The 13810-nt window shown below is 64.8% G+C and carries 9 protein-coding genes; 2 read left to right on the top strand and 7 right to left on the bottom strand.

The window, feature by feature from the left end:
- Window positions 1-75: 75 nt before the first annotated feature.
- From ACFIMZ_RS10610 to tssH, 7 genes are all read right to left on the bottom strand, one after another.
- On the bottom strand, window positions 76-675 hold the full coding sequence (locus ACFIMZ_RS10610) for a DUF6434 domain-containing protein (RefSeq protein WP_431819482.1): 600 nt from the start codon (window positions 673-675) through the stop codon (window positions 76-78).
- 77 nt (window positions 676-752) lie between these two features.
- The gene (locus ACFIMZ_RS10605) at window positions 753-1193 is read right to left on the bottom strand and encodes a GyrI-like domain-containing protein (protein WP_431819481.1); all 441 of its coding nucleotides are present in this window, start codon (window positions 1191-1193) and stop codon (window positions 753-755) included.
- A gap of 50 nt (window positions 1194-1243) precedes the next feature.
- The gene (tssM, locus tag ACFIMZ_RS10600; RefSeq protein WP_431819480.1) at window positions 1244-5005 is read right to left on the bottom strand and encodes a type VI secretion system membrane subunit TssM; all 3762 of its coding nucleotides are present in this window, start codon (window positions 5003-5005) and stop codon (window positions 1244-1246) included.
- A 15-nt stretch (window positions 5006-5020) separates the two neighbouring features.
- Window positions 5021-6460 carry a type VI secretion system protein TssA gene (gene tssA, locus ACFIMZ_RS10595; RefSeq protein ID WP_431819479.1) on the bottom strand — a complete coding sequence of 480 codons (1440 nt, stop codon included), beginning with the start codon at window positions 6458-6460 and terminating at the stop codon, window positions 5021-5023.
- A complete protein-coding gene (vasI, locus tag ACFIMZ_RS10590) occupies window positions 6448-7149 on the bottom strand; it encodes a type VI secretion system-associated protein VasI (protein WP_431819478.1) in 702 nt (233 codons plus the stop codon). The genes tssA and vasI overlap by 13 nt, the downstream gene beginning before the upstream one ends.
- Window positions 7146-8705, bottom strand: a complete 1560-nt coding sequence (locus ACFIMZ_RS10585; RefSeq protein WP_431819477.1) for a sigma 54-interacting transcriptional regulator — start codon at window positions 8703-8705, stop codon at window positions 7146-7148. The genes vasI and ACFIMZ_RS10585 overlap by 4 nt, the downstream gene beginning before the upstream one ends.
- Window positions 8706-8717: 12 nt before the next feature.
- Window positions 8718-11285 (bottom strand): type VI secretion system ATPase TssH, encoded by a 2568-nt coding sequence (tssH, locus tag ACFIMZ_RS10580; protein WP_431819476.1) that lies wholly within the window; start codon window positions 11283-11285, stop codon window positions 8718-8720.
- Window positions 11286-11774: 489 nt separating this feature from the next.
- Between tssH and tssB the strand changes: the two genes are divergently transcribed.
- Both tssB and tssC read left to right on the top strand, forming a co-directional pair.
- The gene (tssB, locus tag ACFIMZ_RS10575) at window positions 11775-12278 is read left to right on the top strand and encodes a type VI secretion system contractile sheath small subunit (protein WP_431819475.1); all 504 of its coding nucleotides are present in this window, start codon (window positions 11775-11777) and stop codon (window positions 12276-12278) included.
- A 40-nt stretch (window positions 12279-12318) separates the two neighbouring features.
- Entirely contained in the window at window positions 12319-13800 is a 1482-nt protein-coding gene (gene tssC / locus ACFIMZ_RS10570; RefSeq protein WP_431819474.1) for a type VI secretion system contractile sheath large subunit, read from the top strand.
- Window positions 13801-13810: the final 10 nt, after the last annotated feature.

The following is a 13810-nucleotide window of genomic DNA, read 5'->3' as shown; positions in this document are numbered from 1 at the left end:
GGTTCGTCGGCGGTGCCCGCCATCGAACCTTTCGCGAGAACGGGGGGCAGGGCGACTTTCGCCGTGGCGGCCGATTCAGTCGTTAATCTGCGTCCGTTCTTTGTTCTCAACCGCGATACTGTTGGCGTAGTCCCGCGGGCCGCAGGATTGGCGCAGTGCGTTCCAACTCGCCGCTGCGTCTTTCAGGGTTTTACCTTCGTTACGCGGCTTGTCGCGCATGAAGTCCCTGACGAAGCGGTTGTATTCCCACGTGTGCATCAAGGGCGAGGTGTAGTTCTTGTCCTTGCGCCGTTCGTACTCGGCGCGCCACTCGGCCGCCAGGTCGCCGTAGGTTAGGCCGCGATCGGCGTTGGTGCGGCGAAAGCGCTGTAGGTGCGCGGTGAAATGAAAATGCGCGCCGATCACGGATTCGAAGAAGGCCCGCGTTGCTGCGTCGCACTTGTAGTCAGGGCCGATCGGCGTATCCAAGGTGAGTTCACGCGACCCCGCCGGAGCGGCTCTTGCGCACCGCGATACGATCCGTTCGGTGGTGGGTGGCGACTTGCCCTGCAAGTCCCGACGCACGCGCTCGATCACGTCGTGCTTGTGACCTGCGCTCGGCAACCCGTGCTCGCGGCAGTAGTGCACCAGTTCGTGCAGATACCAGTAGTACTGGTCCAGCGCGTCGACCACCATGCCTGGTTCCAGCCGTGGGCGGTCGGGATGCGCGGGCCGCGTGTTGGCCGGCGGCGTTCGGGACACGGGGCGTTTGCTCATGATTTCACTGACACGTAGATGTCTGCCCCCTCGGCGCCGATGATCTCGAAGTCGCACGCATAGAGACGGTCGAGGTCTTGCCGACCCCAGATGTGCTGCCATGCGGCACGGATGCCTTGGGGGCTGTCAACGTGAAACCTGGCGTAACGGGCGGCGGGAAAGCTGTTCGTCTGCACGCCGTCGACTGGCGGTGGCGTTTCGCCCGACAGGAGGCTGCCGAGCAGCAGCGTGTACGCGCCGCTGGCGTCGCTTTCGTAATCGAAGTAGACCTCGCAGATCGGCGCGTTTTGGCCGGCGCCGATCTGTTGCAGGATGCCTTGTTGGAAGAATCGCCCCCAATGCTGCTCGATCTGGGCGAGCCCGGCCTCGCTGTTGTCGGTGCGCAAGGCGATGCCGGTGATCGTAAGAGGACCCAGGTCGACAAGTTCATAGTTCATGCGTGTTTTCTCGTGTGTAGAGGGCGGGCCGCTGTGCGGCCCGCGTGCGGTCAGGCGCCGTTCTGACGTGCGTCTTGTCTTACCTGCACCTCGCCCGGTCCGCTCGCCGACGCATCCGCGCGCCGCTCGTCCTGCAACAGCGTGCGTGGCAGCGCGAAGCCCTTGAACAGCGGCTGGGTGAACGGATTGTTGGCCTTCTCCGTGCTGATGCGGTAGCGCATGCCGCCGTCCGCCGCGGCGAAGCTGAGGTCGACGCTGGTAGCCGTGGCGCCGTTGAGGCGGGCCTGGCTGAGCAGGCGGTAGAGCGACCACGGGCCGCGGTAGATTAGCCCGCTGCTGCTGCCGCCGGCATGGACGAGGGTCATGCGGCTTTCGTTACTGGGCGCCAGGGTGTTGGGCCAGATGACGGCCGTGCTGGTGGTGGGGCCGTGGTTGTAGGTGATGAGTTGGCCCTCGACGCTGAGGGAGCTGCTGCGCTTGTTCGCGGCTAGGCCCAGAGGTTCGACGAAGAACTGCACGCCGAGCTGCCCGCGGCTGTTGAAGAAGGCGTCGCGGATCCGGTTGGCGGCTTCGAGCTGGGTGAGCACGTCGTTGCGCACCAGATAGCCGCCGAGGCGTTCGGAATACAGGGCTTCCAGATTGTCCTCGATGAACAGGTTGAGGTATTTGTCGCGGAACTGTTGCAGTCGCCCCTGCGGCCCGAAGAACGCGGCGAAGTCGTCGAGCGAGACTTCTTCGCGGCTGGTCGGGTTGAACGGGTAGCGGTTGGCCAGGCGCTCGCGATAGAAGCGGTACACGTCGGCATCCCAGCGTTTTTCCAGCTCGCGCAGGGCTTCGACAAGGACGATGCGCGAGGACTCGTCGGCCAGCTTGCCGACCTGATGATTCAACGGCTCGGGCAGGCCACCGGCGATGCGCTGCAGGTTGGCGATGGGATCGGGACCTTTCTGGCCGAATCGTTCGAGCACGACGTTGAGCGCGGCCTTGCCGCGGTCTGGGCTGTCGTGCACGGTGCGCACTTTGTCCTGCACGGCGCCGATGGCCTGCATAGTTTCGTCGAGATACGGGGGCCGCTCGCCCTTGGCTTCGAGCAACTGGCTGATCGGCGAGAAGGCACGGGCGATGGTGATGACCGGCAGCGGCGGGGCTTCGGACTCGGTGCGCTTGTCCACCTTGTCGGCCAGCGCGGCAGCCTTGGTTTGTGAGGCTTCGGTGCCGGCGCTGGCCGTGGCGGCGGGCGGGTTGCCGAGCTCACTGTTGTCGCGCACGGTTTCAACCAGGCGCCGCAACGGCGCGGCCGGGCTAGTGACGCTGCCCAGGATGGTGACGGCCTGGCCGATGTCCTGGAAGTCGCGCACGGCGATCTGGTTGAGGTTGCGTTGCCAGGTGTCGACGTAGTCGCGACTGTAGAGGGCGCGGATCCGATCGGCCAATGCTTGCTTGTCGGCCTCGGAGTAGTCGACGTTGCGTCGCTCGCCGAGGGCCCACTGGTCGATCATGGCCAGCTCGGTAATGTCCTGGCTGTGCGGGGCGAAGTAGCCGCGGTAGCCCTTGGCGGTGAGCAGGGCGTCGATGCGGCCATTGGCGAGCGGTGTCTCTTGTTTGCCGCCCGTGCTGGCTTCGGGTTCGTACACGATGTCGTAGGCCGGGCCGATTTCGTTGCGCAGATCCAGCGGCGCGCGCAGCGCGGTGCCGGCCTGACGGCGCAGTGCCATGTAGACGCGCTGCGGCAGCGGAATGGTGCGCAGCTCGCGCTGCACGGCCGAGACACGTTCCTGGTATTGCGGCAGGCGCGTGTCGGCGTATTTCATCGCGTAGTCCAAGTGGCGCATCAGCGCGCGCTGCACGCCGTCCTCGCCCGGGAAGGCGGCCTGCCATTGCGTGGACATCCAGTTTTCGACCACGGGCGCACGGCGATTGGGGCGGTCTTCGATCATGCGGTAGACGCGCAGCGCGGCAAGTTGCGTATCGCTGTCAGTACCGGCGCCGTCCAGCTTGTTCATGACGCCGCTGGCCAGCGCCGGCAGGAAGCGCTGAGACAGCAGGGTGAGGTAGGCCTGGTCGACCTTGGGGCCGATGGTGCGGCCCTGGTACAGGCCAAGGTCAGCCACGACCGGCCAGGCGTCGCGGTAGTTGCCGTAGACGGCGACCACGCTGCCGATCTGGTCCAGCGGTTGCAGCAAGTTGCGGCCGGTGGGGTCGAGGGAACCGTCGATGGCGTGGGTGCTGAACGCGCGGCTGCGCTCGAGCACGTTCAGGGCCTTGTCGCGATTCAGCGCGTAGTAGTGGTACCACGCACCGATCACGAGCGCGCTACCCAGCGACGCTACGCCGAAGCGCAGGGCCAGCGCGTGCTTTTTCTCGGCGATGACCTTGGGGTTGTCGCCGGCCAGACCGGACTCGGGGTAGATGACGCGCTGGAACAGGTGCTGCGCGAAGTAAACCAGGGAGCGCCCGCTGGGCTGCATGTAGTTGACCGGCCCACGCAACGCATAGGTCTGCGAAGCGGTGGTGAGGAAGGCATTGTTGAGCACGCCTTGCTGATAGACCGACGAGAAGAACACGCCGCGCGGCAGCGCCGGGGTCACGTAGCGATCGCTGCCGAGCACGTCGGCCAGGAAACCCAGCAGCAGGGGCCGCAGGCCGCTGAGCTGTCGGGTGAGCGAGTACAGCGCTTCACGCTGTGCCACGTCGGGCACGTCGGCCAGGCTGTCGAACACCTGTTCGTTCAGGCGGTCGAGGAACGTGTCGTAGTGCGTGCCGAGCTCGTCTAGCCAGGCGTCGTAGCGCTGGATCGCATCCAGCGTGAAGCTGAAACCGAAGAGGTCCTCGCGCACGGACTTGGGCAGCCGCGCGAACAGCGTTTCGAAGCCCTCAAGCAGGTCGAACTTGCTGAGCACCACGTACAGCGGCGGCCGTGTGCCGAGCTGCCGGCTCAATTCGGCCAGGCGCGCGCGCAGCACCGCGGCGAGCGCCTTGCGGTCGCTCGGCGTCTGATGCGCCAGGGTTTCCAGACTGACCATCAGCACCACGCCGTTGAGAGGCCGGCGGCTGCGGTTACGGCCGAGCCAGCCGACGAAGCTGTCCCACAGCCGAGCGTGGATATCTTCCGGCAGCACGCCGTGGCGGGTCAGCCGCGTGGACAATGCGGGCGCACTCGCGGTGGATAGGCCTTCGTCGTCAGCGTCATCGGACATACCGGACTGGGCGATTCGCGGCTGGCTGATCAATTCGCCCGGCGGGTCGATGAGAATGGCCTGGTCGCCCATCCACCAGTCAATGGCGTAGAGCTTGTCCGGGTCTTCTTGCAGCCGCCGGCTGCCGGCCTTCATTTCACCGGTGAGCGAGAAGCTCTGGCCGGAGCGGTTGACAAAGCTGGTCTTGCCGGCGTTCTCCTGCCCCAACACCAAGTACCAGGGCAACTGGTACAGCGCCTGTCGGCCCTTGAGGTTGGCTTGCAGGATCGCGAGGCTGTGATCGAGGTCGCGCTCCTGCGCTTCGACGTAACGCAGACATGGGTCGGTCTGTTGCTCTTCCACATGATGCTGCTCTGCCTCCAGGCGCATGGTGCGCTTGCGCAGGCGCAGCGCCCAGATCAGTAGCGGCAGTATCAGCAGGACTACCGTCGCCAGTACCCGCGCGGTCAGGCTGGCCAGGGGGCGGTGCTCGCCCCAGCTCCACTTGGGTCCCAACCACCAGATAGCGACCAGCGCGAGCGCCAGTAGCAGCAGTGGCAGCAGGGGCGCGCCTTGCCGCCCCCAGCGCAAGATGAGTTGGCCGTAACGTTGCAGTTTGGACCAGATGTTCCACATGACGATGCTCCCTGTTTAATCCTTGTGCCCCGAGGCATCCGGCTGTTGTCGTTCGAGAAGGCTGAAGAGGTCGGGCTCCCACTCGGGCGCCGAGGCGTGCTGCATGGCCCGATACGCGCGGACGAACAAACCGTCGGCCAGCCAGGCGAGGCCGCGCGGCCGCAGCAGTTCGGCAGCGATGGCCATGACATGGCAGCGGTGCCGCAGGTCGGCAGCTTCCTGCTGGATCGCTTCCAGGCGGCGCAGCACGGACTCGACGCCTTGCGTTTCGAGCAGGCCGTGCAGTTCGTCGCGCACGCCGGCGTAGTCACGGCCGGCGGCGGCCATGGTGCCGCCCGCGTGCGCGCCGCTGATCCAGGCCTGGGTTTCTCCGTCCACGAACGGACGCCCATCGGCGAATTCCAGTTTGCCCAGCGCGGGCAGCCGGGTGACGAAACGCTCGGTCGCTTGGCGGATGGCCTCGGCTACCAACGGCATCTCCAGCCGTCGCGCGATGCCGGCGGCCAGGTAGCTGCCGCGCAGCCAGTACGGCGAGGTGGTGACGCTGCGCTCGACGCGTTGCAGCAGCGCCGGGTCGACAGCGTTGGCACTGAGCGCTTCCGCATACCCTTCGGCGACGTCGGCGGGCACAGCCATCAGTTCGGTATGGTGGTGTTTGCGTGCCGACGGCGCGTTGGTCAGGTGGGCCCACAGGGCAAACCGCCGCAGCAGGTAGCCGGTGGGGTCGTAGGGGTCTTGCTGGTTGATGATCTCCGCCGCGGCCAGCAGCGACTTGCGGCCCTCGCGCTCGTTGCCGGGCGTGGGCAGAACCGGCGTGAAGAAGGCGTCCGATAGCACTTCGCCGCGCGCGGGCGTGTCGAGCTGCTTGGCATCGGCCAGCTCCGGCGCGCGCAACGCTTCGGCTTTTTGCCGCAACAAGGCCTCCAGCCTAGTGAGCGTGGGCACGTCGAGCTGAGCGTTCTCGGCACTGCGTTGCAGGCTATCGAGTGCGGCCTGGCCGGCCTTGTAGAACTCTTCGCCGTAGCCGGTGTTTTCCAACGCGGCCAGGCTGTCGGACAGCCGCTCCAGCAATTGCCCCACCAACCGTCGCTTGGCCAGGTAGCCGGTGGCGCCCGGTTTCGGATAGCTGGTTTCCCAGTAGCGTTCGACCATGCCGGCGAGTACGCCGGTGGCCTCGGCCCAGCCGCGCCAGCTGCGTGTGCGTGCGCGAGCAGTCAGTAGATGCCCGGCGATGCGCAGGTGCTTGCACTGGCTGCACAGGTAATGCTGCGCGGCTTCATCGACGTAGGGCCAATCGATGGTCGCCTCTTGCAAGCTGCCGAGCTTGACCATTTCGTGGTCGATGCCTTGGTAAGCATCGTCTTCCTCATCGAAAACGCCGGCAGGCTGGCGCGGATCGAGCGGCGCCAGCAAGGTATCGAGGTCCAGCGGGGCGGGCAGTTTCACCAGTGACATGCCTCGCGCTGCTGGACCAGTTGCTCATGGAGCCGGGAGACGTCGAAGACCAGTCCGTCGAGGGGGGGCTGGTCGCTCTCGATCTGCAGGCGTTGCGCTGGCCGGGCCAGGTGGCGCAGCTGCTCGATCGCTACCAGGCCGCGTCCCGCGTCGGTGACCGTACCGTCATCAAGGACCTGCCACGGCTGGCTGGCCGACACGGGGCGGCCGTCCAGCAGCAGCCGTAGATTGGCGCGGTTGAAGGGCAGTGCCTCGGTGGTCAGCAATTGCAGGCGCGAGATGTTCTGCAGGCAACTGATCGCGAGGGTGGGGCCGGGTGTCGAGCCTCCCAGTGCCGGCGCCGAGATGATCACCTTATCCTGGCCGGGAAGCCTTTCTGGCGTGCGCATCAGCAGCAAGCCGGTGTCGTCGGCGCGGCGCTTGGCCTCGTTGGCCTGGACCAAGTCGGTGATGTCCGGCCGTTTCGCGCTGGCTGGCGTGGTGGCCGGCGTTGGCGGCGTCGTGGGTGCCTTGGCTTGGAGCGCGGTCGGCGGTGGTGGCGGGGTGCCCGCCTTGGCGTCGAAGCAGGCCAGCCGTTCCTGCGGCGACACGATGGTCGTGCAATCGTTGCCGGCGGCGACGGCGGGGTGCTTTCCGTCGCAACCGGCCAGTGCCGCCGCAAACAGCAATGCCAGGCTGAACGATTTCATGATGGGTGATCCTCTCCATTCAAATTCCACTCCAGGCATTTGCGTGCCAGCGTGCGTTTGGGTATGCCGAGGCTGAGTGCAGCCTCGCGCCGCGACCCCTCGACCCGGCGCAGCCGTTCGCCGACAACGAGGCGCTCGAAGTGCAGCAAGGCTTCCGGCAAGTTGTCGGTGTGCAGGAGCTGTTGCAGTGCCGATGCCGTCGGCGATGGCGGCTCGCTCGGCGGCAGCATTTCTTCTTCCAGGTCGGCCAGCAGGTCGCCGCGGATATGCTTGCCGGGCGCGATACGCTCAGCTGCGGCCAGCACGAGGCTGCGAAGCTCGCGAACGTTGCCGGGAAAGGTGTGCGCTTGCAGGCGTGCCAGCGCCCTCGCGGAAATGCCGGCGATGTTGCCCTGGCATTCGCGGTTGTGTTGCAGCAGCACGTGCGCGACCAGTGCCGGAATGTCTTCCGGGCGTTCGCGCAGGGGCGGAATGCGCAACACACGCTGGCGGATGCGGAAATACAGGTCCTCGCGGAACGCGCCGTCACGCACGAGTTCGGGGAGGGGGCGGTGGGTGGCGCAGATCAGGCGGAAGTCGGACGCCTGCTCGCGCGTTGCGCCTATCGGTCGATAGGTCTTCTCGTTCAGCAGGCGCAGCAGCGTGCCTTGCAGTGCCAGTGGCATATCGCCGATTTCGTCGAGGAACAGCGTGCCGCCATCCGCCTCGGCCACCAGCCCGATGCGTGCCTGAGTGGCGCCGGTGTAGGCGCCGCGTACCGCGCCAAACAACTCGGCTTCGATCAGGTCTTTCGGAATCGCCGCGCAGTTCACCGGTACAAACTTGCCCTGGCGGGACGAGGCCTGATGAATCAGCCAGGCCGCATGATCCTTGCCCGAGCCGGTTTCCCCGGTGATCAGCAATGACAGCGACGAGTCGGCCAGCCGCAGCATGTCTTCGCGCAATTGACGGGCCGTGGACCCGACACCGACAAAGTCCGCGGCCAGCAGACGGGCGGCGCGTGTCCGGTCCTGGTCGATCTCGCTTCGTCGCTGCTCTTCGATGCGGTGGATGTCGGACGATGCCAGCAGGCGCGCCATCAGCACGTGATGCAGGGTGACCAGCTCCTGCCAGATCGGATTTGCATGCCAGGCGCGCAGGGCCGCCTCGGCGCCAATCAACGCGAAGATACCCACCAATTCATGCCGTGGGCCATGGATCGGCAGCACGAGCAGGGCGGCGCGGGCGGTGAGATGTTCGCGCAGGGCATCGAAGCCAGCGCCGACCTTGACCAAGGCGTCCAGTCGCGCGACATGGCAAGGCTTTGCGCTGGTCAGGCAATACACCAGCGGATTGTCCAACTCTTCCAACGATATCGAGGTGAGCCTCGCGGCGTCAGCCACATGGGCATGGGCGATCGGCAGCAGTCTGTCGCCAGGGCGTTCGTGCCAGTAGCAGAGCGCCTGTGCGATACCGGTGCCATCGCAGGCGGCGCTCAGCCAGGCCTCCGCCAGCGAGGCCACGGTGCTCGCTTGCGCGAGTTCGCGCGCCAACAGGACGACGCTCACGGTCTCCATGCCGTGTTCCACTCAGTGCAGCGTGGCCAGAAAGGCGCCGTCCTGCCAGCGCAGGTCCGCGCGCTGGAAAGGTGCCCCCTTGGCCTGCTGCTGCAGCACAGCGAGCGACAGCGGCGGCAGCAGTTCGCCGTCGATGCTCGCATCGAGCATGCGCGCGCCGTTGGCGTGTCGTATGCAGCGCGAGCGTAACTCGTCGCGTGCGCTCTCGGCCACTTCCAGAGGGGCGTTGTAGCGCTGGGCGAATTGCCGCTGCAAGCGCTGCAAGCGACTGTCCACGATGTCACTCAACACTGCCTCGTCGAGGTAGCGGTACGGCACGAGCTGCATGCGCGCCAGCAGGGCCGGCTTGAAGAAGCGCATCAACTGCTGCCGCAGGCTGTCGACGTCGAGGTCGGATAACGACGGATCATCCTGATCGAAGCCGAGGTTGGAGGTCAGGAAGAACAGGATGTTCTGGCAGTCGATGCGTCGACCTTCGCCATCGGCCAGCTCACCCTTGTCGAAGGCCTGGTAGAACATGTTCAGCACTTCCGGGTGGGCCTTCTCCACCTCGTCGAGCAGCACGACGGCATAGGGCTGCTTGCGGATGGCCTCGGTGAGCACGCCGCCTTCGCCATAGCCGACGTAGCCGGGCGGTGCTCCCAGCAGGCGCGACACGGTGTGTTTCTCCTGATACTCGGACATGTTGATCGTGGTCAGGAAGCGCTCGCCGCCGAACAGCGCATCGGCCACCGCCAACGCCGTTTCGGTCTTGCCCACACCACTGGGGCCGACCAGCAGGAACGCGCCCATCGGCGTGCCCGGCCGGCGCAGGTCGGCCATCGCCGTGAGCAGGCGCCGGTGCAGCGCCTCCAGTGCCGCGTCCTGTCCTTTGACGCGCACTCGCAGGGTGGTCGGCAACTGCTCGAGGCGCGTCAGTTGATCGCTGTTGATGGTGGTAGCCGGTATGCCAGTCCAGTCGGCGATCACTTGGGCAATCTGCTCGGCGCCCACGTCGGCATGCAGCAGGGCACCGTCGCGTTGCAGTTCGGTGAGCTGGGCCACCTTGTCCGACAGCAGTCCTGCGATGTCGTCGTTGGCCTCCTGACTGCGCAGGGTGACAATCGCATCGACGGCCGCTTTCTGCTGTTCCCAGGCTTGTCTCAGTTCGGCAATACGCGCCTCCACCTGTTGCCGCGCATCGCGCAGGTTGTCCTGTCGTTTCGTCGACGGCGTGCGGCCGGACCGGGCATCACGCGTCAGGTGTTCGGTCTCCGCATCGATCTGCCGAAGCTCGTTCTCGAGCGCGGTCAAGCGACGCGGCGGCTCGGCCAGTGCGGTGGCGACGCGCGCGCAAGCGGTATCGAGCACGTCGATGGCTTTGTCAGGCAACTGCCGGCCGGACAGGTATCGCGCCGACAATTTTGCGGCGGCATGCAGCGCATCGTCCGCGATATAGACCTTGTGTGCTTGCTCGTAGAGAGGGCGCAGGCCGCGCAGGATATGCACGGCATCCTCCGCACTGGGTTCCTCCAACTTCACCAACTGGAAGCGTCGCGTCAGGGCAGGGTCTTTCTCGAAATACTTTTTGTACTCGGACCAGGTGGTGGCGGCGATGGTGCGCAATTCGCCGCGCGCCAGCGCGGGTTTGAGCAGGTTAGCCGCATCGCTGCCGCCCGCGGCGTTGCCGGCGCCGATCAGCGTATGCGCCTCGTCGATGAACAGGATGATCGGCTGCGGCGAGGTCTTCACTTCGTCGATCACCGCCTTCAAGCGTTTCTCGAACTCGCCCTTGACCGACGCACCGGCTTGCAGAGCGCCCAGGTCCAGCCCCCAGAGGTGAACGTCGCGCAACGGCTCGGGCACGCGCGCCTGCACGATGCGTAGGGCGAGTCCTTCAACGACCGCGCTCTTACCGACACCGGCGTCACCTACCACGATGGGGTTGTTCTTGCGGCGACGCGACAGGATGTCGACCATCAGGTCGATCTCGGCATCGCGGCACAGCACCGGGTCGATCCGCCCCTCGCGAGCCTGCGCGGTGAAGTCGTGGCCGAATCGGGCCAGCGCGCTGTCCTCGCCGCCGACAGCCGCAGGGCGATGTTCGCCGGACGCCACGCTGGCGACTTCCGTCGATCCGGCCAACAGTTCAGCAAAGCGTTTGCGCAGCGGTTCCCGGCTCACGCCATCCAGCAGGCGTATCGCCGCCAGCGGAAGGTAGCGCCCCGGATTGAGTAGCGCGGCGAGCAGCAGGGCGCCGCTGCGGATTTCAGCTTGTCCCAGCTCCACCGAGCTGAGCAGCCATGCCTCCTGCAACAGCTCCACCAGCAGCGGGGAGAAGGACGGATATTGATTGTGCCCGCTATTCCCCTCGGGAAATGCGGTGGACAGCGCGTGTCGCGCGGTGTCCACCTCAATCCCCGCGACGCGCAACACGATACGCACATCGCACTGAGGCTGATCGAGCAGCTTGAACAGCAGGTGGGGCACTGTGACTTCGGCGCCACGCTGCCCGATGCAGAGGCTGCCCGCTTCTTCCAAGGCATGCCGACACAACGCATTAAGGCGCTCGAAGAGCGCCGGGAGATCCACCGTAATCATGTAATCGAGCTCCCCTTTTCAGGAAAGGTTTTTCTTAGAAAAATCGTCTCTGCGTTGCTAGTGAAAATGAAGCAAATGCAAATGAACGTTTCGGCTCAACGATTTGAAAAACGTGGGTGAGCGTGCTTACGGTTCGCCCACAATAAGCACGCGATCAAGCTTTCGAGGGAAACACGCCAATAACCCGTCTGTCCATAGGATTTGTCTGGAAATCAATGAGGGAAATTTCTCTTAAATCGATATTCGGACAAATACGATTAATTCCGACATAAAAATGGGTGCTGTCTGATTCCATCGGCCGCCATTAACGTCTAGCTTCTCTGTTTGCGTGCGGAAAGCGATTTTTGGCATGCCATAGATTGGTGTTAGGTCGGCGAGCTTGGCTCGGCCGGCATGCCTTCGCTTGCACTGCATACACCTTGGCGCGCAATGCGCCGGGGTTTATCGAATCTCGTGCTGCAAAGACTTCAATTCGAATGGGAGTGGCTCATGGCAAAGCAAGGATCGGTCGCACCGAAGGAACGCATCAACATTCGCTACGTTCCAGCAACGGGCGGTGAGCAGGAGGAAGTCGAGCTGCCGTTGAAATTGTTGGTGACGGGCGACTTCAAAGGGCGCGAGGACGAGGTCGCACTCGAAGACCGTGCCGCCGTCAGCATCAACAAGGACAATTTCAACAACGTGATGTCCGAGTTCGGTCTGGGGCTGACGATGGATGCGCCGGCCGTACTGGAAGAGGGTGGCGAGAACGACACCTTGCCCGTCCACCTGAAGTTCAGCGCCATCGAGGACTTCAGTCCCGATGCCATCGCCCGCCAAGTGCCGGAACTGCGCAAGTTGCTTGAGCTGCGCGAGGCGCTGGTGGCGCTCAAGGGGCCGATGGGCAATATCCCGGCCTTCCGCAAGCAGTTGCAGGCCCTGCTCGGTGACGAAGCCTCTCGCGGCAAGCTCGCCAAGGAGCTGGAACAGTTGCTGGAACCCGGCAAGGCCTGATGCCGCGCTGTTCCTCTTCCCGTTTGCAAAGGACATAACAATGACACAAGCACAAACCGCTGCTATCCAGAAGCAGGACCCGTTGCCGCAGGAGGGCCTGCTGGCACAGATCATGGCGCAGACACGCCTGCAGCCCGCTCAGGAGGGCTATGCCGTCGCCGAGCGAGGCGTGGCTGCCTTCATTGCCGAGATGCTCAAGACCGATGCACGAGAGCAGCCGGTCAACAAGCAACTGGTCGACCAGATGATCGCCCAGATCGACGCCAAGCTCGGCAGGCAGATGGACGTCATCCTCCATCAGCCTGCCCTGCAGGAGCTGGAATCGGCCTGGCGCGGACTTCATCGACTGGTGGCTGGCACCGACTTCCGCGAAAACATCTTCATCGATGTGCTGCACGCCACCAAGGATGAACTGCTGGAAGACCTCGAGAGCGCCGTGGATATCACGCGCAGTAATCTCTACAAGCTCATCTACACCGCGGGTTACGGCCAGTTCGGCGGCAAGCCCATTGGCTGCATCGTCGGCAACTACACCTTCGGCCCCTCCGCACCCGACATCAAGCTGCTCAACTACGTCGCTGCGATCGGCGCCATGGCGCACGCACCGTTCCTCGCCGCGGCTGGCCCCGAGATGCTCAACTTGGACTCCTTCCAGGACATTCCCAATCTCAAAGAGGTCAAGGACATCTTCGAAGGTCCGCGGCACGCCAAATGGCGCGGTCTGCGTGAATCGGAAGATGCACGCTACCTGGGCCTGACCATGCCGCGGTTCCTGCTGCGCCAGCCGTACGATCCGCTGGAGAACCCTGTACGCAGCTTTGGCTATCGCGAAACCATCGACGGCCGGCACGACAACTATCTGTGGGGCAATACGGCCTTTCTGATGGCCAACCGCATCACGGACAGCTTTGCGAAGTACCGCTGGTGTCCCAACATCATCGGTCCGCAATCGGGCGGCACCGTGGACGACCTGCCCGTGCACCTGTACGAGTCGCTCGGCCAGCTCCAGGCGAAGATCCCGACCGAAGTGCTGATTTCGGATCGGAAGGAATTCGAGCTGTCTGCGGAAGGCTTCATTCCTCTCGCGATGCGCAAGGACAGCGACAACGCAGCCTTCTTCTCGGCCAACTCGGTGCAGAAGCCCAAAGTCTTCCAGAACACGCCCGAAGGCCAGGCCGCGCAGACCAACTACATGCTCGGCACGCAACTGCCGTACATGTTCATCGTCAACCGTCTGGCGCACTACATCAAGGTGCTGCAGCGCGAACAAATCGGTAGCTGGAAAGAGCGCCAGGACCTGGAGCGCGAACTCAACAACTGGCTGCGCCAGTACATTGCGGACCAGGAAAGCCCCTCCGCCGACGTGCGCAGCCGCCGTCCGTTGCGTGCCGCCAGGGTCGTCGTTCAGGACGCGACCGGCAACCCCGGCTGGTACCAGATTTCCCTGTCGTTGCGCCCGCACTTCAAGTACATGGGCGCGAGCTTCGACCTGTCGCTGGTCGGCCGGCTCGACAAGGAATGACGGAGGGCAT

Source organism: Burkholderia sp. F1, assembly GCF_050813845.1.
Classification (GTDB): Bacteria; Pseudomonadota; Gammaproteobacteria; order Burkholderiales; family Burkholderiaceae; genus Burkholderia; species Burkholderia ubonensis.
Note: the sequence above shows the minus strand (reverse complement) of the source record. Positions and strands in the feature narration are given on the sequence as shown.

Bases quoted from the DNA above. Each gene is read 5' to 3' on its own strand.
- vasI (WP_431819478.1), bottom strand. From the start codon at position 7,149: ATGAAATCGTTCAGCCTGGCATTGCTGTTTGCGGCGGCACTGGCCGGT.
- tssM (WP_431819480.1), bottom strand. From the start codon at position 5,005: ATGTGGAACATCTGGTCCAAACTGCAACGTTACGGCCAACTCATCTTG.
- tssH (WP_431819476.1), bottom strand. From the start codon at position 11,285: ATGATTACGGTGGATCTCCCGGCGCTCTTCGAGCGCCTTAATGCGTTG.
- tssA (WP_431819479.1), bottom strand. From the start codon at position 6,460: ATGTCACTGGTGAAACTGCCCGCCCCGCTGGACCTCGATACCTTGCTG.
- tssB (WP_431819475.1), top strand. From the start codon at position 11,775: ATGGCAAAGCAAGGATCGGTCGCACCGAAGGAACGCATCAACATTCGC.
- tssC (WP_431819474.1), top strand. From the start codon at position 12,319: ATGACACAAGCACAAACCGCTGCTATCCAGAAGCAGGACCCGTTGCCG.
- ACFIMZ_RS10610 (WP_431819482.1), bottom strand. From the start codon at position 675: ATGGTGGTCGACGCGCTGGACCAGTACTACTGGTATCTGCACGAACTG.
- ACFIMZ_RS10585 (WP_431819477.1), bottom strand. From the start codon at position 8,705: ATGGAGACCGTGAGCGTCGTCCTGTTGGCGCGCGAACTCGCGCAAGCG.
- ACFIMZ_RS10605 (WP_431819481.1), bottom strand. From the start codon at position 1,193: ATGAACTATGAACTTGTCGACCTGGGTCCTCTTACGATCACCGGCATC.